At 66.1% G+C, this 16,428-nt stretch carries 16 protein-coding genes; 11 read left to right on the plus strand and 5 right to left on the minus strand.

Annotated elements, in window-relative coordinates; translation table 11 throughout:
* Positions 1–63 precede the first annotated feature (63 nt).
* From JN302_RS12960 to JN302_RS12985, 6 genes are all read left to right on the plus strand, one after another.
* Complete coding sequence (locus JN302_RS12960; protein ID WP_202333144.1) at positions 64–795, plus strand: MBL fold metallo-hydrolase; 732 nt, start codon at positions 64–66, stop codon at positions 793–795.
* Between the two features lie 87 nt (positions 796–882).
* Complete coding sequence (locus JN302_RS12965) at positions 883–1,506, plus strand: LysE family translocator (RefSeq protein WP_202312653.1); 624 nt, start codon at positions 883–885, stop codon at positions 1,504–1,506.
* Positions 1,507–1,668: 162 nt separating this feature from the next.
* A complete protein-coding gene (locus JN302_RS12970) occupies positions 1,669–2,997 on the plus strand; it encodes a tetratricopeptide repeat protein (protein ID WP_202333145.1) in 1,329 nt (442 codons plus the stop codon).
* A 272-nt stretch (positions 2,998–3,269) separates the two neighbouring features.
* Entirely contained in the window at positions 3,270–4,724 is a 1,455-nt protein-coding gene (gene xylB / locus JN302_RS12975) for a xylulokinase (protein ID WP_202333146.1), read from the plus strand.
* Complete coding sequence (xylA, locus tag JN302_RS12980; protein ID WP_202333147.1) at positions 4,721–6,031, plus strand: xylose isomerase; 1,311 nt, start codon at positions 4,721–4,723, stop codon at positions 6,029–6,031. The genes xylB and xylA overlap by 4 nt, the downstream gene beginning before the upstream one ends.
* 67 nt (positions 6,032–6,098) lie before the next feature.
* Entirely contained in the window at positions 6,099–6,869 is a 771-nt protein-coding gene (locus JN302_RS12985; RefSeq protein WP_244846644.1) for a TIGR01458 family HAD-type hydrolase, read from the plus strand.
* Between the two features lie 25 nt (positions 6,870–6,894).
* On the opposite strand, the gene JN302_RS12990 is transcribed toward JN302_RS12985, so the two are convergent.
* Positions 6,895–7,998 (minus strand): DNA alkylation repair protein, encoded by a 1,104-nt coding sequence (locus JN302_RS12990; protein ID WP_202312663.1) that lies wholly within the window; start codon positions 7,996–7,998, stop codon positions 6,895–6,897.
* A gap of 161 nt (positions 7,999–8,159) precedes the next feature.
* Between JN302_RS12990 and uxuA the strand changes: the two genes are divergently transcribed.
* On the plus strand, positions 8,160–9,371 hold the full coding sequence (gene uxuA / locus JN302_RS12995) for a mannonate dehydratase (protein ID WP_202333149.1): 1,212 nt from the start codon (positions 8,160–8,162) through the stop codon (positions 9,369–9,371).
* Positions 9,368–10,846 (plus strand): mannitol dehydrogenase family protein, encoded by a 1,479-nt coding sequence (locus tag JN302_RS13000; protein WP_202333150.1) that lies wholly within the window; start codon positions 9,368–9,370, stop codon positions 10,844–10,846. The genes uxuA and JN302_RS13000 overlap by 4 nt, the downstream gene beginning before the upstream one ends.
* Before the next feature lie 90 nt (positions 10,847–10,936).
* Here JN302_RS13000 and JN302_RS13005 read toward each other — a convergent pair whose 3' ends face one another.
* The gene (locus JN302_RS13005) at positions 10,937–11,725 is read right to left on the minus strand and encodes an IclR family transcriptional regulator domain-containing protein (protein WP_202314732.1); all 789 of its coding nucleotides are present in this window, start codon (positions 11,723–11,725) and stop codon (positions 10,937–10,939) included.
* An 89-nt stretch (positions 11,726–11,814) separates the two neighbouring features.
* Between JN302_RS13005 and JN302_RS13010 the strand changes: the two genes are divergently transcribed.
* Genes JN302_RS13010 through pcaF form a run of 3 tightly spaced genes read left to right on the plus strand, consistent with a single transcriptional unit; the run spans position 11,815 to position 14,674 of the window.
* Complete coding sequence (locus JN302_RS13010; protein ID WP_202333151.1) at positions 11,815–12,672, plus strand: CoA transferase subunit A; 858 nt, start codon at positions 11,815–11,817, stop codon at positions 12,670–12,672.
* Positions 12,669–13,466, plus strand: a complete 798-nt coding sequence (locus JN302_RS13015; RefSeq protein WP_202312671.1) for a CoA-transferase subunit beta — start codon at positions 12,669–12,671, stop codon at positions 13,464–13,466. The genes JN302_RS13010 and JN302_RS13015 overlap by 4 nt, the downstream gene beginning before the upstream one ends.
* Positions 13,467–13,468: 2 nt before the next feature.
* Positions 13,469–14,674 carry a 3-oxoadipyl-CoA thiolase gene (gene pcaF / locus JN302_RS13020; RefSeq protein ID WP_202333152.1) on the plus strand — a complete coding sequence of 402 codons (1,206 nt, stop codon included), beginning with the start codon at positions 13,469–13,471 and terminating at the stop codon, positions 14,672–14,674.
* On the opposite strand, the gene JN302_RS13025 is transcribed toward pcaF, so the two are convergent.
* From JN302_RS13025 to JN302_RS13035, 3 genes are all read right to left on the minus strand, one after another.
* The gene (locus tag JN302_RS13025; RefSeq protein ID WP_202312673.1) at positions 14,671–15,078 is read right to left on the minus strand and encodes a type II toxin-antitoxin system VapC family toxin; all 408 of its coding nucleotides are present in this window, start codon (positions 15,076–15,078) and stop codon (positions 14,671–14,673) included. The genes pcaF and JN302_RS13025 overlap by 4 nt on opposite strands.
* Positions 15,075–15,338, minus strand: a complete 264-nt coding sequence (locus JN302_RS13030) for an antitoxin (protein WP_202312674.1) — start codon at positions 15,336–15,338, stop codon at positions 15,075–15,077. Before JN302_RS13030 ends, JN302_RS13025 begins: the two co-directional genes overlap by 4 nt.
* A 66-nt stretch (positions 15,339–15,404) precedes the next feature.
* The gene (locus JN302_RS13035; protein ID WP_202333153.1) at positions 15,405–16,385 is read right to left on the minus strand and encodes a GlxA family transcriptional regulator; all 981 of its coding nucleotides are present in this window, start codon (positions 16,383–16,385) and stop codon (positions 15,405–15,407) included.
* Positions 16,386–16,428: the final 43 nt, after the last annotated feature.

Consider the following 16,428-nt stretch of genomic DNA (forward strand, 5'->3'; position numbering starts at 1 on the left):
ATATGGTTGATAAAGGCTGAACCGCAGTGCAAATCCGGCGTGGCGATGGCCGGGGAGACAAATATGCGTGTCGCGAAGGAAGGCGAGTGGTTCGCCAGGCGCCGGCTGGCGCCAAGTCTCGACATGCTCACGGAGCCCTTCGTGCATGGCTTCCTGCGGGCAAATATCTACCATCTGCGCGGTCGTGACCGGGATCTGGTCATCGACACAGGAATGGGTCTTGCCAGCCTGGTGCCGGCGCTGGACCTGACTCCGGGCAAGCCGCTGCTGGCTTTCGCCACCCATATCCATCTCGATCATGTCGGCTCCTTCCACGAATTCGCCGAGCGGGCCGGTCCGCGCCTGTCGGCGGAGGCCTTCGCGACGATGCCTGATGCGTCGACCTATGCCGACATGTTCGTCGAAATGGCAGATCCCGTGACGCTGCTGCCCGCCGAGGGCTGGCGCGCGGCGGACTACGCGATCAGGCCGGCGCCGCTTACGCTCGCGCTCGGTGAAGGCGACCGGATCGACCTCGGTGACCGCTGCTTCACCGTCCTCCATCTGCCGGGCCATTCGCCCGATTCGATCGCGCTCTTCGACGAGGTGGACGGCACCTTCTTCAGCGGCGATGCGATCTATGACGAGATGCTGATCGACGATCTGCCTGATTCCGACCGCGACGCCTATCGGCGGACCATGATGCGCGTCCTCGAATTGCCCGCGAGCGTCGTTCACGGTGGCCACGGTGAGAGCTTTTCCCTGGAGCGAATGCGAGCGATCGCACAGGCCTATCTCGAGGGCAGCAGGGCCTGACGGGCCGGATCGGCTTGAAAAAAAATTGGCTCTTTACATCGGCCGCGGACGAGAGATTTATCCTCTTCTTTCAGAGAGGAGTGTTCCATGACCATCGAAACCTGGGCTGCCTTCGTTGCCGCTTCCGCAGTCCTTCTCGTCATACCGGGGCCGACGATCCTGCTCGTCGTCTCCTATGCGCTCGGCCAGGGCTGGCGCACGGCACTGCCGATGGCCGTCGGCGTGGCGCTCGGCGATTTCACCGCCATGACCCTGTCGATGCTCGGCATCGGGGCTCTTCTGATGGCCTCCGCAACCGTGTTCACCCTGCTCAAATGGATCGGCGCGGCCTATCTGATCTATCTCGGCGTCAAGCTGTTCCGGGCGGGCGGCACGCTCGACGCGACGCCGCGCAGGGATGCCACGCCGCCCCTGAAGATGATGGCCCATGCATGGCTGATTACAGCGCTCAACCCCAAGAGCATCACCTTCTTCGTGGCGTTCCTGCCGCAGTTCATCGATCGCCACGCCGATTTCCTGACGCAGATGATCGTCTTCGAGACAACCTTCCTGACGCTCGCCTTCGCCAATGCCTTCGGTTATGCGCTTGTCGCCTCGCGGGCTGGCCGGCTGGTGCGGAGCCCTCGGGCGATCCGCATCTTCAACCGCACCGGCGGCACGCTGCTGGTGGGTGCCGGCGTCGCCACGGCGGTGGCGCGCTCCGGCAACTGAGCGGACCGCGTCTTTCGAAGCGTCGGCACGGAAATTTCGTCCTTCGGCCATCGCGCGGTCGCTCCGATACAGGACTCGGCTAGCCTTGGCCTCCCGAGCGCATCTGCGCTACCTATGAGGCCGACAGGAGCGGGGCCGACCCAGCGGCTCAAGGAGCGCGACATGACGATCAGGGACAGTCTCGGCCTGCCGATATCGGGCGCCACCGATGCCGGGGCCGCCTTCTATCAGAAGGCCGTGCACGAGTTGCAGTGCTTCGTCGGCGATCCGGTCGGCTCGATCGATGCGGCGATCGCGGCTGCGCCCGGTTTCGTCATGGCGCATGTGTTCAAGGGCTATCTGTTCGGCCTCGCCACGGAGCGCGAGGCGACGGCGGTCGCGGCCGATTGTTTCGCTGCCGCGAGCGGGCTCGGCGGCACGGCGCGCGAGCGCACCCATGTCGAGGCGCTCGGGCATCTGGCGCAAGGACGCTGGCATGCAGCCGGAGGCATTCTCGAGGATCTGACGATCGAGGCACCGCGCGACGCGCTCGCCTTGCAGGCCGGCCACCAGATCGACTTCTTCACCGGCAATGCGCGCATGCTGCGCGACCGCCTGGCACGTGCGCTGCCGGCCTGGGACGAGGCCATGCCCGGCTATCACGCCATGCTCGGCATGCAGGCCTTCGGCTTCGAGGAGATGGGCGACTACGGACGCGCCGAGGCGCTGGGCCGCAGGGCCGTCGAGATCGAACCACGCGACGGCTGGGCCCAGCATGCCGTCGCCCATGTCATGGAGATGCAGAGCCGGCAGCGGGACGGCATCGCCTGGATGCGCGCCAATCCGGACGCCTGGGCGAAGGAGAGCTTCCTGCAGGTGCATAACTGGTGGCATCTGGCGCTGTTCCACTACGATCTTGGCGAGATCGCCGAGGTGCTGGCGCTCTATGACGGGCCGATCTTCGGCACGCGGTCTTCGGTGGTGCTCAACATGGTGGACGCCTCCGCGATCCTGTGGCGGCTCCATCTCGGCGGTGTCGACGTCGGCGGCCGCTGGACGCCGCTCGCCGAGAACTGGGCGCCCAAGGCTATGTCGGCCAACTACGCCTTCAACGACGCCCATGCCATGATGGCCTTCGTCGGCGCGGGCCGGGCGGACCTGGCCGGCGCGCTTCTCGACGCCCAGCGCGCCGCGATGGAGGCGGGTGGCGACAATGCCGGCTTCACGCGCGACGTCGGTCATCCGCTCACCCTGGCGATCAAAGCTTTCGGCGAGGGCGACTTCGCCCAGACCGTAGGGCTGCTGCGGCCGATCCGCTCCATCGCGCATCGCTTCGGCGGCAGCCATGCGCAGCGCGACGTCATCGACCTCACGCTGATCGAGGCCGCATTCCGTGCAGGCAATGCCGCGCTCGCCGCGGCGCTTGCCGCGGAGCGTCTCGCCGCCCGACCGGACAGCCCGCTTTCGCAGCTGTTCATGAAGCGCGCGGCGCGGCCGGCCGAGGTCACGTAAGGGCGCAGACCCCCGCCCTCCGCTCCGCCTGACGTCCTGTCGAGGAAGAGTGCCCTGGCACCGGGGCTCTTCTCATGGCCGGCAGCGGCCTTCAAACCGCATTGCGGTCGCTCCGACGCCGATTTATTGCGAGTCGCGAAAAAAATATGCCATAGGGCCAGCCAGACGGTTGCATCGTGCCCCGTTTTCATATTCTGCTTCGGTCCGGAGGAAACATCGGCAGAAGGGCTCGCCGCGCCGTGCGGTCGGGTGCCCTGACCGGGAGGAGCGACATGTATCTCGGGCTCGACCTCGGCACGTCTGGCGTCAAGGCGCTGCTGATCGACGCCGACCAGAAGGTGGTCGGCTCCGCCAATGGCGACCTCGACGTATCCCGGCCGCATTCCGGCTGGTCGGAGCAGGACCCCGCCGACTGGATTGCGGCGACCGAGGCCGCCGTCGGCGAGCTCAAGGTGGGGTATCCCGCCGCATTGGCGGCGGTGCGCGGCATCGGCCTTTCCGGCCAGATGCACGGCGCGACCCTGCTCGGCGACGGCGATTGTGTGCTGCGCCCCTGCATCCTGTGGAACGATACGCGCAGCCATGCCGAGGCGGGGGCTCTGGACGCCGACCCGCGATTCCGCGCCGTCACCGGCAATATCGTCTTTCCCGGCTTCACCGCGCCCAAACTCGTCTGGGTGAGGAACAACGAGCCCGGGATCTTCGCAGCGGTGCGCAAGGTGCTGCTGCCGAAGGACTATCTCAGGCTCTGGCTGACCGGCGAGACGATCTCGGAAATGTCCGATTCGGCCGGCACCTCGTGGCTGAACGTTGCAGGCCGCGCCTGGGCGCCGGAGCTGCTCGAAGCGACGGGGATGGACGAGAGCCGCATGCCCGCGCTCGTCGAGGGCACGGAGCCTGCCGGCACACTGCGCGGCGCGCTTGCCGCGCGCTGGGGTATGGGCGGCGCGGTGACGGTGGCCGGCGGAGCCGGCGACAATGCGGCGTCGGCCTGCGGCATGGGCACCGTGACACCGGGCGCGGCCTTCGTCTCGATCGGCACGTCGGGAGTGCTGTTCGCCGCCAATGCCAGCTACCTGCCGAACCCGGAAAGCGCGGTCCATACCTTCTGCCACGCCCTTCCCGGTGCGTGGCACCAGATGGGGGTCATCCTGTCGGCGACCGACGCCCTCAACTGGCTTTCGGATATCACCGGCGCGGGCGCGGCCGAGCTGACCGACGAGCTCGGTCCAATTCTCAGGGCGCCGACCGGCATCACCTTCCTGCCCTATCTCTCGGGCGAACGCACGCCCCACAACGACGCCGTCATCCGCGGGGCCTTCACCGGGCTCGGGCATGAGTCGGGCCGCGCCGCGCTCACCCAGGCCGTTCTCGAAGGCGTCGCCTTCGCCTTCCGCGACAGCCTGGAAGCGCTTCGCGCCGCCGGCTCCGACCTCTCTCGCGTCACTGCGATCGGCGGCGGCTCGCGCTCGCGCTACTGGCTGAAGGCGATCGCCACGGCGCTGGGCCTACCGGTGGACATACCCGCCGACGGCGATTTCGGCGCGGCCTTCGGAGCGGCGCGCCTGGGGCTGATTGCAGACCAAGGAGCCGATCCGCTCGCCGTCTGCTCGCCGCCCGACACTGCCGCGACGATCGAGCCCGACCTTGGGCTGACCGCCGCCTATGACGAAGCCTATCGGCGCTACCGCGCCTCCTATCCCGCCATCAGAGGAGTGACATCGTGAGCACCGGATTCTTCGGCGACATCAAGCCGATCGCATATGAGGGGCCGGAATCGAAGAATCCGCTTGCCTACCGCTTCTACGACAAGGACGAGGTCGTGATGGGCAAGCGGATGGAAGACCATCTGCGCTTCGCCGTCGCCTACTGGCACTCCTTCACCTGGCCGGGCGGCGATCCCTTCGGCAGCCAGACCTTCGAACGGCCCTGGTTCGGCGACACGATGGAGGATGCCAGACAGAAGGCCGAGGTGGCCTTCGAGATGTTCTCGCTGCTCGGCGTTCCCTATTTCTGTTTCCACGATGCGGATGTCCGGCCCGAGGCCGCCACCTTCGCGGAAAGTGCCGCACGGCTCGACGAGATCGCCGACGTCTTCGAAGCAAAGATGAAGAAAACAGGTGTCAAGCTCCTGTGGGGCACCGCCAACCTCTTCTCCAACCGTCGCTACATGGCGGGTGCCGCCACCAATCCGGACCCGGATGTCTTCGCCTACGCCGCCGCCACGGTGAAGAAATGCATCGACGTCACGAAGCGGCTGAAGGGCGAGAACTATGTGCTGTGGGGTGGCCGCGAAGGTTACGAGACGCTGCTCAACACCGACATGGGACGCGAACTCGACCAGCTCGGCCGCTTCCTGTCGCTGGTCGTCGACTACAAGCACAAGATCGGCTTCAAGGGCACGATCCTGATCGAGCCCAAGCCGCAGGAGCCGACCAAGCACCAATACGACTACGACGTCGCCACCGTCTACGGCTTCCTCAAGCGCTACGGGCTGGAGAAGGAGGTGAAGGTCAATATCGAGCAGGGACATGCGATCCTTGCCGGCCACTCCTTCGAGCATGAACTTGCCCTGGCCAATGCGCTGGGGATCTTCGGCTCGATCGACATGAACCGCAACGACTACCAGTCGGGCTGGGATACCGACCAGTTCCCGAACAATGTGCCCGAAATGGCGCTCGCCTATTATCAGGTGCTGGCGGGTGGCGGCTTCAAGACTGGCGGAACCAATTTCGACGCCAAGCTCCGCCGGCAGTCGCTCGACCCGGAGGACCTCCTCATCGCCCATATCGGCGGCATGGATTGCTGCGCGCGGGGCCTCAAGGCGGCTGCCGGGATGCTCGAGGACAAGGCCCTGTCCGGGCCGCTGGAGGAGCGCTACGCCGGATGGAAATCGGCCGAGGCGAAAGCGATGCTGGCCGGCAAGCGCACGCTCGAGGAGATCGCCGACAGGGTGGTGAAGAAGGAGATCGAGCCGAAGCCGAAGTCCGGCCGCCAGGAACTCCTGGAGAACGTCGTCAACCGCTACGTCTGAAGGCGCCCGGCCGTCGCCGCGATTGTGAATTGTCGACCGGTTCGAGGTCGGCCATTCTCCGACCATGATGCGCGGCGTGCTTCTCGATCTCGCGGGCGTCGTCTATGACGGCGAGAAGCCGATAGCGGGTGGGATCGAGGCGGTGGCCGCACTGCGCGACGCCTGCCTGCCGCTTCGTTTTGTCAGCAACACCACCCGGTTGGCCAAGCCGGCCATCGTGGCCAAGCTCCATGCCATGGGCCTCGATATCGGCACGGATGAAGTGTTCGCGCCGGCGGCCGCCGCGCGCGACTGGCTTCTGCGTCACCGGCGAAGCCCGCACCTCCTGATCCATCCCGGCCTGGAGCCCGAGTTTCGGGACCTGCCGCGAGGCGGGCAGCCGGCCGTCGTCATCGGAGACGCGGGAGAAGCCTTCACCTATTCCGCCCTCAACGAAGCGTTCCGGCTCCTGGACGACGGAGCGGATTTCCTGGCGCTGGCCGCCAACCGGACCTTCAGGGATGGCGACGGCCGCCTGAGCCTCGATGCCGGACCATTCGTCACCGCGCTCGAGTTCGCCACCGGACGGCATGCGACGGTGCTCGGCAAGCCCTCGGTGGATTTCTTCCTTGCGGCTCTGGCCGATATGGGCTGTGAACCTGAAACGGCCGCCATGGTCGGCGACGATGCCGAAGCGGATGTCGCCGGAGCATTGCGCGCCGGGCTCGCAACCGCGCTGCTGGTGCGCAGCGGCAAATACCAGCCCGGCGACGAGACGCGCTTCGATCCGCCCCCGACAGCCGTGGTCGACGACCTTGCTGCGGCGGCCACATGGATCATCGAGCGACGGGGACCATGAAAAGCACGGGGATTCTCCCCCGGCATCAGATCGCGAGATCGAAGCCGCTTTCGGCGAGAACCTCTCCATTCACCAAGAGTTCGACGAGATGGCGCCCGGGATAGTGCTTGCGGGTGGTGAAGTCGCGGATCGTCTGGCCTACGGCCAGATCGCAGGCGGCTCGCGGAGCAAGGTCGACCGTCTTGAGCTTGAAGACCTTGCGCGACGGCGAGCCGCCTTTCCTGACATAGCGGACGGCGTAGTCGACGACGAGCCGCTGCGGCGCATCTGATATCGACACCAGGCGGGCGTCCATGCGGATACGCTGGCCGAGCGTTATCGCGGCCGGTGCGACCGCAAAGTCGTCGATCCGCACCTCGGGCTTGTCGCCGGCTCCGATCAGACCGAGGGCTCGCGGATCGCCCTTCTTGATCAGCGTGCGCAGCGCATGTTTGACGATCCAGGCCGTGCGGGCGTCATCCATCGGCCAAGTATCGAGGCGCTCCAGAACCCAGGCCGGGCTGTCCTTGGTGATGTCGTTGAGATGATTGGCGACCGACTTGCGGACATAGGGGCTGGGATCGCTTTTCAGCGTCTCCAGGATGGTCGCGACCGGTGAGGGGTCGGCGACCAGCTCCTTGATCTGGAAGGACCATGGCAATCTTGGCCGGCAGCCCTCGCTGGCGAGGCGCCTGACATGCTCATTGTCGTCGCGGGCCCATGTCTCCATGACATCAAGCGCGCGCCGGAGATCGCGCGCGAGGAAAGGCCGGATCGCGAATTCGGACGAACCGAAGCGCGTCAGGAAACGAAGCGACTCCATCGAGAGGTCGAAATGCGCCTTGCCGTAAAGGGCGACATATTCGGGCAGGGCGATCGATGCGAAGCCGTGGCCGATGCGGGGCGCCAGAGCATGAAGCACCTCGACGTTCTCCGGAAAACCGCCGGGCAGGGTCTGGTGCAGGCTGGTCGCGACCTGGCGCAGCCGCTGCATGATGCCGAGCGCGTCGAGGTTCTCTGTGGCCAGGATAAGGAAGCGATCCTTGTCGAAACCGGGGCAGACGGCCGCGGTCTCGGTCGCGATGTGGCGAAGCCGCTCGCGGTTGAAGATTTCCTTGAGGAGCGGGGACGCGGTCGTTTCTGCCTGCATCTGTGGTCGTCTTGCAAAGGGGATTCGGTGTCGCCGGTCTAGCACAGCCTGCTGCCAGCATGTTGTCAGGAGGGTGGGCGGCCGTGCTCCTGCACACAGAAGGCTCACAGCCTTGACCACCTCACGTCAAACTCGAATACTGGTATGGCGATGGAGGTCTCATGCGGCAGACATGGCGGTGGTTCGGGCCCCACGACAAGGTCAACCTGGCCGATGCGCGCCAGGCTGGCGCGGAAGGGATCGTCACGGCGCTCCATCATGTGCCGACCGGCGAGACCTGGCGCCCGGAGGAGATTGCCAGCCGACAGCGCGAAGTGGCCTTCCATCCCGACGGCTCGATAACCCATCTCAAATGGGAAGTGGTCGAAAGCCTGCCGGTCTCGGAGGCGATCAAGACCCAGACGGGCGCGTGGCGCGCCCACCTCGTCCATTACCGCCGCAGCCTCGAGAACCTGGCGCAGGCCGGCATATCCGTCGTCTGCTATAACTTCATGCCGGTGCTGGACTGGACGCGCACCGATCTCGCCTGGCGGGTGGCGCATGGCGGAACCGCGATGCGCTTCGACCTCGTCGATTTCGCCGCCTTCGATATCCACATTTTGCGGCGCAAAGGCGCGGCCGAGGATTTCCCTGAAGCCGTCGTCGCTGAGGCCGCGCGTCGTTTCAGAGCGATGGTCGACGACCGGCGCAATCAACTCGCGGCCAATGTCACCGCCGGCCTGCCGGGCGCGCAGGAGCATTGGTCCCTCGACGGACTGTCGGTCCACCTCGCGACCTATTCCGGGATCGGTCCGCAGAAGCTCCGGAGCCATCTCGTCGATTTCCTGGCCGAGGTCGCCCCGACGGCGGAAAGACTCGGCCTGCGGCTCTGCTGCCATCCCGACGATCCGCCTTTCCCGCTGCTCGGCCTGCCGCGCATCATGTCCGGTCTCGACGACTATCGTCATGTGCTCGAGGCGGTCGACCTGCCGGCCAACGGTGCGACCCTGTGCACGGGCTCGCTCGGCGCCCGGCCCGACAACGACTTGCCCGACATGGTCAGGAAGCTCGCGCCGCGCATCCATTTCGTGCATCTGCGGAACGTGAAGCGCGACACCGACGAGGTGCCGTGCTCCTTCCACGAGGCTGAGCACCTCGCGGGCGACACGGATATGGTGGCCGTCGTCGCGGCCCTTCTGGAAGAAGAGCGCCGCCGCCGCGAAGAGGGGCGTTCCGACGCCCGGATCCCGATGCGGCCCGATCATGGGCAGGACATCCTCGACGACCTGAAGCGCGGTGCGCAGCCGGGCTATCCGGCGATCGGCCGACTGAAAGGACTTGCCGAGCTGCGTGGCGTGATGGCCGCGTTCAGCCACCCGGAGATCGGCCTGTGACTGCACGCCTCAAATATCTTTCGGCCGTGTCCAAAAATGTCCGGCGGCCTTCCTACGGCCGCAATCGGGCCAGCGGCATCGTGCATATCGGCGTGGGCGCATTCCACAAGGCGCATCAGGCCGTCTATACCGACGATGCGCTGCAGGAGACGGGCGGCGACTGGATGATCACAGGTATCAGCCTGCGTTCGCCCGACGCGGCGCAGGCGCTCAACCCGCAGAAAGGGCTCTACACCCTGCTGGAACGCGGCCCCCAAGGCGTCTCGGCGCGTGTGATCGCCAGCATTGCAGGAGTTCTGGTCGCGCCCGTGGACCAGCCACATGTGCTCGTCGCGCTCGCATCACCCCAGACCAGGATCGTCAGCCTGACGGTCACGGAAAAGGGCTACGGGCTCGATCCGAAAACCGGCGGGCTCGACCCGAGCCATCCCGCCGTGGCGGCAGACCTCGCGGACCCCGACAATACCCGAAGCGCCCTGGGCTTCCTGGTTGCTGCACTTCACGCACGGCAAGTGCTCGGCCGTCCTCCGTTCACCGTGCTTTGCTGCGACAACCTTCCGTCGAACGGCAAGGTGTTGCGCCGGCTGGTGCTTGAATTCGCTGCCCTGAGGGACCCGGAGATCGTCCCTCACATAGAGAGCGCCGTCAGCTTCCCCTCGACCATGGTCGATCGCATCACGCCGGCCAGCACCGACGGGACCTTCGCCGATGCGCGGGTGCTGACCGGATGCGAGGACCGCGCGGCGGTCGAGACCGAGCCCTTCTCGCAATGGATCATCGAGGACCGATTCGTTGCCGGCCGCCCGCCTTGGGAGGCCGGGGGCGCGGTGTTCGTGGAGGATGTGACGTCCTACGAGATGATGAAGCTGCGCATGCTCAACGGTGCGCATTCCATGCTCGCCTATGCCGGCTTCATCGCCGGTCACAAATATGTGCGCGACGTCATGGGCGATGCCGATCTCGCGCGGCTCGTCGCGCGCCACATGAGCGAGGCGGCGCGGACGCTCGACCCCGTTCCCGGTGTTGACCCAGGCCGCTACGCGGACGAACTCCGCGATCGATTTGCCAATCCGGCCATCGCGCATGAGACGTGGCAGATCGCGATGGACGGTACGCAAAAGCTGCCGCAACGGCTGATCGAGCCGGCACGCATCGCGCTCGAGCGCGGCCTCCCGATGGATGCCTACGCCTTCGCGGCGGCCGCCTGGATGCGTTACACGCTCGGCGAGACGGAGAAGGGCGAGAGCTATGTGCTGCGCGACCCGCGCGAAGCGGAGATCCGATCGGCCCTCGCGGGCTGCGGGCGCGACCCAAGCGCGGTCGTCGAGGGCCTGCTCGCCTTGCCCGGCCTCTTCCCGGGCGCGCTGGCCACATCGACCGCATGGCGCGAGGCAGTGGCCGTCCGTCTCAAGACGATGCTTGCCGACGGAATGCGCAGTGCCATAGCACGCGAAGCTGCCGCTCGGCACGGGTGAGTCAGGACCCGGCGAGGCTCACACCCGCCGGTATCCGTCTCGGTTGTGCTTTCACGACGGGACGGGAGGTATCGACGTCGCGGGCCCGGATCACTGAACGACGAAATAGTCCTCAATGCCGGTCGCGGCCCGCTTTAGATGAGGCAGGATCTCGCGCTCCATCTCGGCCACGGAAACGCGCGCCGACTGGGTCGAGACGTTGATGGCCGCGACGATGGCGCCCGACCGGTCGCGGATGGGCACAGCGATGGAGCGCAGGCCGATCTCCAGTTCCTCGTCGACGGAGGCGAACCCTTTGCGGCCCGCCTCGACGATGGTCTGTGCGAGTTCCACCCGATCGGTGATCGTCTTGGCCGTATTCGCGCGGATCGTGGCCCGGGAGAGGAAAGCGTCGAGCGCATCCGGTGCGAGACCGGACAGCAGCACCCGGCCCATGGAGGTGCAGTAGGCCGGCAGCCTCGTGCCGATATGCAGCGCGATGCTGACGATATGGCGGCCGGGAACACGCGCGACATAGACCACGTCCTCGCCGGAGAGGATGGCGGCGGAGCAGGATTCAGCAAGAGCGCCGGAGACTTCGCGCATGAAAGGCTCGGCATAGGTCCATAGCGACGAGCCGCCGAGCCAGACCCGGGCAAGCGAGATCAGCCTGGGCGACAGGAGAAAGCGGCGGCCCTCCTGCGTGGCATAGCCGGTCGCGACCAGGGTCAGCAGGAAACGGCGTGCGCCGGCTCGCGTCAGTCCCGCCTTCTCGGCGGTCTCGGTCAAAGTCAGGCCGGCGGGATGGGCGGCGAGGATCTCCATGACGCCGAGCCCGCGTTCCAGGGAAGACACATGATCGCGCGAATGGCCGGCATCCGGCGCTTCCCCGGCCGCCATCGTCGCGATTGACTCGTCATGGTTCGTCATATAGGAAGTATCACATACAAAACAATTGTTCGCAATACGAACTTTTCGGAGGATCTGCGATGGCAAAGTTCATGCCGCTCAGCCAGGCGGTGGCGGAGAATCTGAAGGACGGCGATACCGTCGCCTTCGAAGGGTTCACGCATCTCATTCCCACGGCGGCCGTGCATGAGGCCATCCGCCAGGGTTTCAAGGACCTGACCCTGATCCGCATGACGCCCGACCTCATCTATGACCAGATGATCGGCATGGGCATGGCGAAGAAGATCGTCTTCTCCTATGTCGGCAACCCCGGTGTCGGTCTCCTGCGGCGTGCGCGTGACGCGATCGAGAACGGCTGGCCGCGGGCTGTCGAGGTCGAGGAGCACTCCCATGCCGGCATGGCGAACGCCTATGAAGCGGGCGCCGCGGGGCTCCCCTTCGCCGTCTTCCGCGGCTATCGCGGCGCCGGCCTCGCCGAGGTGAACCCCAACATCCGCTCCGTCACCTGCCCCTTCACGGGAGAGAAGCTGGCGGCGGTTCCGGCGCTGCGCCCTGACGTCACCTTCATCCACGCGCAGAAGGCCGACAGGAAGGGCAATGTGCTCGTCGAAGGCATCATCGGCATCCAGAAGGAAGCAGTGCTCGCAGCCAAGCGTGCCGTGGTCACCGTCGAGGAGGTGGTCGACGACTTCGCCGACCTGCATCCCAACCTGACCGTGCTGCCGAGCTGGACCATCACTGCGGTCTCGGTCGTGCCGGGCGGTGCGCATCCATCCTACACCCACGGCTACTACATCCGCGACAATGCGTCCTATCTCGAATGGGACGAGATCGCCGCCGACCGCGACAAGTTCCGCGACTGGATGCAGAAGAATGTGATCGAAAAGACCGCCGACGACTTTGCCGGCCGTGTCGCCCATCTGAGGAAGACCGCATGAGCACGGATCTCGGTTTCACCCCCAACGAGATGATGACGATCGCCGCCTCGCGCGCGTTGAAGAACGACGACGTCTGCTTCGTAGGCATCGGCGCGCCGTCGGCCGCCTGCAATGTCGCGCGGCTGACGCACGCGCCAGACATCACGCTCATCTATGAAAGCGGCACGATCGGCACGGCTCCCGACGTTCTGCCGCTGTCGATCGGCGACGGCGAGCTCTGCGAGACGGCGGTGACGACGGTGTCCGTGCCGGAGATGTTCCGCTACTGGCTGCAGGGCGGCCGCATCACCATCGGTTTCCTGGGGGCTGCCCAGCTCGACCGCTTCGGCAATATCAACACGACCGTGATCGGCGACTATCACAAGCCCAAGACCCGGCTTCCTGGCGGCGGCGGCGCGCCCGAGATCGCCACCTCCTCGCAGGAGGTCTATATCACCATGGCGCAATCGAAGCGCGGCATGGTCGAAAAGATCGACTTCTTCACCTCCTTCGGCCATGGCGAGGGCGGCGACCATCGAAAGCGACTCGGCATCGACACCAAGGGGCCGACCCTCCTGATCACCGATCTCGCCATCTGGAAGCCCGATCCGGTGACCAAGGAATTCACAGTCGTTTCGTTGCATCCAGGCGTGACACGCGAGCAGGTTCAGGAGACTTGCGGCTGGACGGTGAAGTTCGCCGGGGATATCGAGGTGACGCCGGCACCGACCGAGCTCGAACTGAAGACGCTGCGCGACCTGCAGGCCCGTACCAAGGCGGCGCATCAGGGCACCGCAAAGACCGAAAAGGCATGACCATGGCCGAAGCATTCATCTGTGACTACATCCGCACTCCGATCGGCCGCTTCGGCGGCTCCTTGTCGTCGGTGCGCGCCGACGATCTCGGCGCTGTCCCGCTCAAGGCGCTGGTCGAGCGCAACGCTACCGTCGACTGGCAGGCCGTCGACGACCTCGTCTATGGCTGCGCCAACCAGGCGGGCGAGGACAATCGCAACGTGGCGCGCATGTCGCTGCTTCTCGCCGGCTTGCCGCAGGAGATCCCGGGCTCGACCGTCAACCGGCTCTGCGGATCCGGCATGGATGCACTCATCATCGCGGCGCGGGCGATCAAGTCAGGCGAGGCCGAGCTGATGGTGGTCGGCGGCGTGGAATCCATGTCGCGGGCGCCCTTCGTCATGCCCAAGGCCGACACCGCCTTCTCGCGCAATGCCGAGATCTACGACACCACCATCGGCTGGCGTTTCGTCAATCCGCTGATGAAGAAGCAGTACGGCATCGATTCCATGCCGGAGACCGGTGAGAATGTCGCCGAGCAGTTCCAGGTGTCGCGTGCCGACCAGGATGCCTTTGCCGTGCGCAGCCAGGACAAGGCCGTGGCGGCGCAGGCCAACGGCCGGCTGGCCAAGGAGATCGTGCCGGTGACCATCCCGCAGCGCAAGGGCGATCCTGTCGTGGTCGGCAAGGACGAGCATCCGCGCGCCGGCACTACGGTGGAGACGCTGGCCAAGCTACCGACGCCGTTCCGGCAGGGCGGCACGGTTACGGCCGGCAACGCATCCGGCGTCAACGACGGAGCGGCGGCGCTGATCGTCGCTTCGGAAACGGCCGCCAGGAAGCATGGCCTCAACCCCATCGCGCGCATCCTCGGCGGCGCGGCGGCAGGCGTCGAGCCGCGCATCATGGGCATCGGCCCGGCTCCGGCAACGAAGAAGCTCTGCGCCCGGCTCGGCCTCAAGCCGACGGATTTCGGCGTCGTCGAGTTGAACGAAGCCTTCGCCTCCCAAGGCATCGCCGTGCTCCGCGAACTCGGGATCGCCGAGGACGCGGAGCATGTGAACCCGAATGGCGGGGCGATCGCGCTCGGCCATCCGCTGGGCATGTCGGGGGCCCGGATCGCCGGCACTGCCGCGCTGGAACTCAGGGAGCGCGGTGCCAGGCTGGCGCTCGCCACCATGTGCATCGGCGTCGGCCAGGGCATCGCCGTCGCGCTGGAGCGGGTCTAACCCTCCAGCCAGTCCTCGATCCGGAGGTCGGGGACGAGACGGAAGGCGCGATCGCTCGTGACGAGCGTCGCGCCGACAGAAAGCGCATGGGCGGCGATGAGCATGTCGAGTGCGCCTAGGCTTTTCGCCTGTCGCTCCATATGGGCGCGGAGGTGGCCATAGAGCCTTGCTTCTTGTGCCGACCATTGCAGCACGTCGACCTCGGCGAAGAAGTCGGCTGTTACCCCCGCCAAACGGGTAGCCTCCGGGCGCTTTGCCAACCCAAACTGGATTTCCCCGAAAGAGATGGCGGACACGCAAATATCCTGGGGCGGGATTTTGCTGTGTCGGTCGGCGACAGGTCCCGATCGCTTCGTCACGATCAGTCCGATAGCGTTCGTATCGAGCATGTAGCGCGTATTCATGCGAAGGGGTCGTCCCGCTCCTGAGTCCCCTGGTCCCGGTCCTTCAGGAAATCTTCGGGAATGTCCTCCGGCCTGAGCGCGTCCCGCGCGGCAAAGAACTTCTCCCACGACCCTGTCCGCTGCGGCTTCTCTGCCAGGATCACGTGTCCCGTTGCCGGGTCCCGCCAGATCTCCACTTCCGTTCCCTTGAACCGAAACTCCTGGGGAAGGCGCACGGCTTGGCTGCGCCCGTTCATGAAGAGCTTTGCGACGGCTGTCATTCCCATGCCTCCTTCCAGTCAGTATATATCAAGATATATACCGAGGCGTGATTTTCGGCAAGGGCACTAGCCGCGGCGCAGCTTCACCGGTGCCTCGCCGAAGGCGTGCGAGAAGGCCCGCGAGAAGGCCGCCCCGCTCGAAAACCCCGTGCGCGCAGCGATGTCGGCCATCGGCACGGCGGTATCGACGACAAGGCGGCGGGCTGCGGCGAGCCGCAGCCGGAGATAATAGGCGCCTGGCGTCTCGCCGATCGCTTTGGCAAAGACCTTCTCCAGCGTACGCGCGGTGATGCCGGTGCGCCGCGCGATAGCCGACACTGTCAGCGGCTGGTCGACATGGGCCTCCATCAGCCGGATCGCCTGGGCGAGCCGCGGGTCGTAGCCGTCGAGACGGCCGAGCGATACCAGCGGCTGCGCGTCGGTCGCGGCCCGCGCCTGATCGTAGATGAAGACGCTCGCCACATCGAGAGCGACGGCCATGCCAAGCCGCATGCGGATGAGATGCAGCATCAGGTCGAAGGTGGGCGAGGCGCCCCCCGTCGTGAAGACCGGGCCGTCAATGACGTAGCGGTCCGGCCTGATGTCGGCGTCGGGGAAGGCGGCGGCAAAATCCTCCATGTCCTCCCAGTGGGTGGTCGCGGATCGTCCGTCGAGCAGTCCGGCGCGGCCGAGCAGCCATGTGCCGGCCTCGACGCCACCGACCGCGCGTGCGGAGCGCGCGACCTTGCGGATTGCCGCCAGCATGGCTGATGTCGCCTGCTGCCGCGTTCCGAAGCCGCCTACCACGACCAGCACGTCGGTCCTTTCGCCGGCGTCGAAACGGCCGCTCACCGCGACTGGCAGGCCCGATGTGGTGGCGGGCGGCTTCCCATCCGCCGAGACGATCTTCCAGTCGAACAGCGTTTCACCGGAGACTCGGTTGGCCGCCCTGATCGGATCGACAGTCGAAGCCACGCACATGATCGACGATCCGGCGAGAATGAGGAGCGTCATCCTGAGTGGGGTGCGCTCGGGCTGGAAGATCGAAGGCCTTTCGTTTTTCATCAAGCATCATTCGTAAAATGCAAAGCAGCTTTCTGCAAGTCAGGGG

Source organism: Mesorhizobium sp. L-8-3 (assembly GCF_016756615.1).
In the GTDB taxonomy this organism is placed as follows: domain Bacteria; phylum Pseudomonadota; class Alphaproteobacteria; order Rhizobiales; family Rhizobiaceae.

What these genes read in the sequence shown, in the direction of transcription:
- JN302_RS12990 (WP_202312663.1), bottom strand. Translation starts at nt 7,998, where the DNA reads ATGCAGGCAGAAACGACCGCGTCCCCGCTCCTCAAGGAAATCTTCAAC.
- pcaF (WP_202333152.1), top strand. Translation starts at nt 13,469, where the DNA reads ATGGCCGAAGCATTCATCTGTGACTACATCCGCACTCCGATCGGCCGC.
- uxuA (WP_202333149.1), top strand. Translation starts at nt 8,160, where the DNA reads ATGCGGCAGACATGGCGGTGGTTCGGGCCCCACGACAAGGTCAACCTG.
- JN302_RS13025 (WP_202312673.1), bottom strand. Translation starts at nt 15,078, where the DNA reads ATGAATACGCGCTACATGCTCGATACGAACGCTATCGGACTGATCGTG.
- JN302_RS13010 (WP_202333151.1), top strand. Translation starts at nt 11,815, where the DNA reads ATGGCAAAGTTCATGCCGCTCAGCCAGGCGGTGGCGGAGAATCTGAAG.
- JN302_RS12965 (WP_202312653.1), top strand. Translation starts at nt 883, where the DNA reads ATGACCATCGAAACCTGGGCTGCCTTCGTTGCCGCTTCCGCAGTCCTT.
- xylB (WP_202333146.1), top strand. Translation starts at nt 3,270, where the DNA reads ATGTATCTCGGGCTCGACCTCGGCACGTCTGGCGTCAAGGCGCTGCTG.
- JN302_RS12970 (WP_202333145.1), top strand. Translation starts at nt 1,669, where the DNA reads ATGACGATCAGGGACAGTCTCGGCCTGCCGATATCGGGCGCCACCGAT.
- JN302_RS12960 (WP_202333144.1), top strand. Translation starts at nt 64, where the DNA reads ATGCGTGTCGCGAAGGAAGGCGAGTGGTTCGCCAGGCGCCGGCTGGCG.
- JN302_RS13005 (WP_202314732.1), bottom strand. Translation starts at nt 11,725, where the DNA reads ATGGCGGCCGGGGAAGCGCCGGATGCCGGCCATTCGCGCGATCATGTG.
- JN302_RS13015 (WP_202312671.1), top strand. Translation starts at nt 12,669, where the DNA reads ATGAGCACGGATCTCGGTTTCACCCCCAACGAGATGATGACGATCGCC.
- JN302_RS13030 (WP_202312674.1), bottom strand. Translation starts at nt 15,338, where the DNA reads ATGACAGCCGTCGCAAAGCTCTTCATGAACGGGCGCAGCCAAGCCGTG.
- JN302_RS12985 (WP_244846644.1), top strand. Translation starts at nt 6,099, where the DNA reads ATGCGCGGCGTGCTTCTCGATCTCGCGGGCGTCGTCTATGACGGCGAG.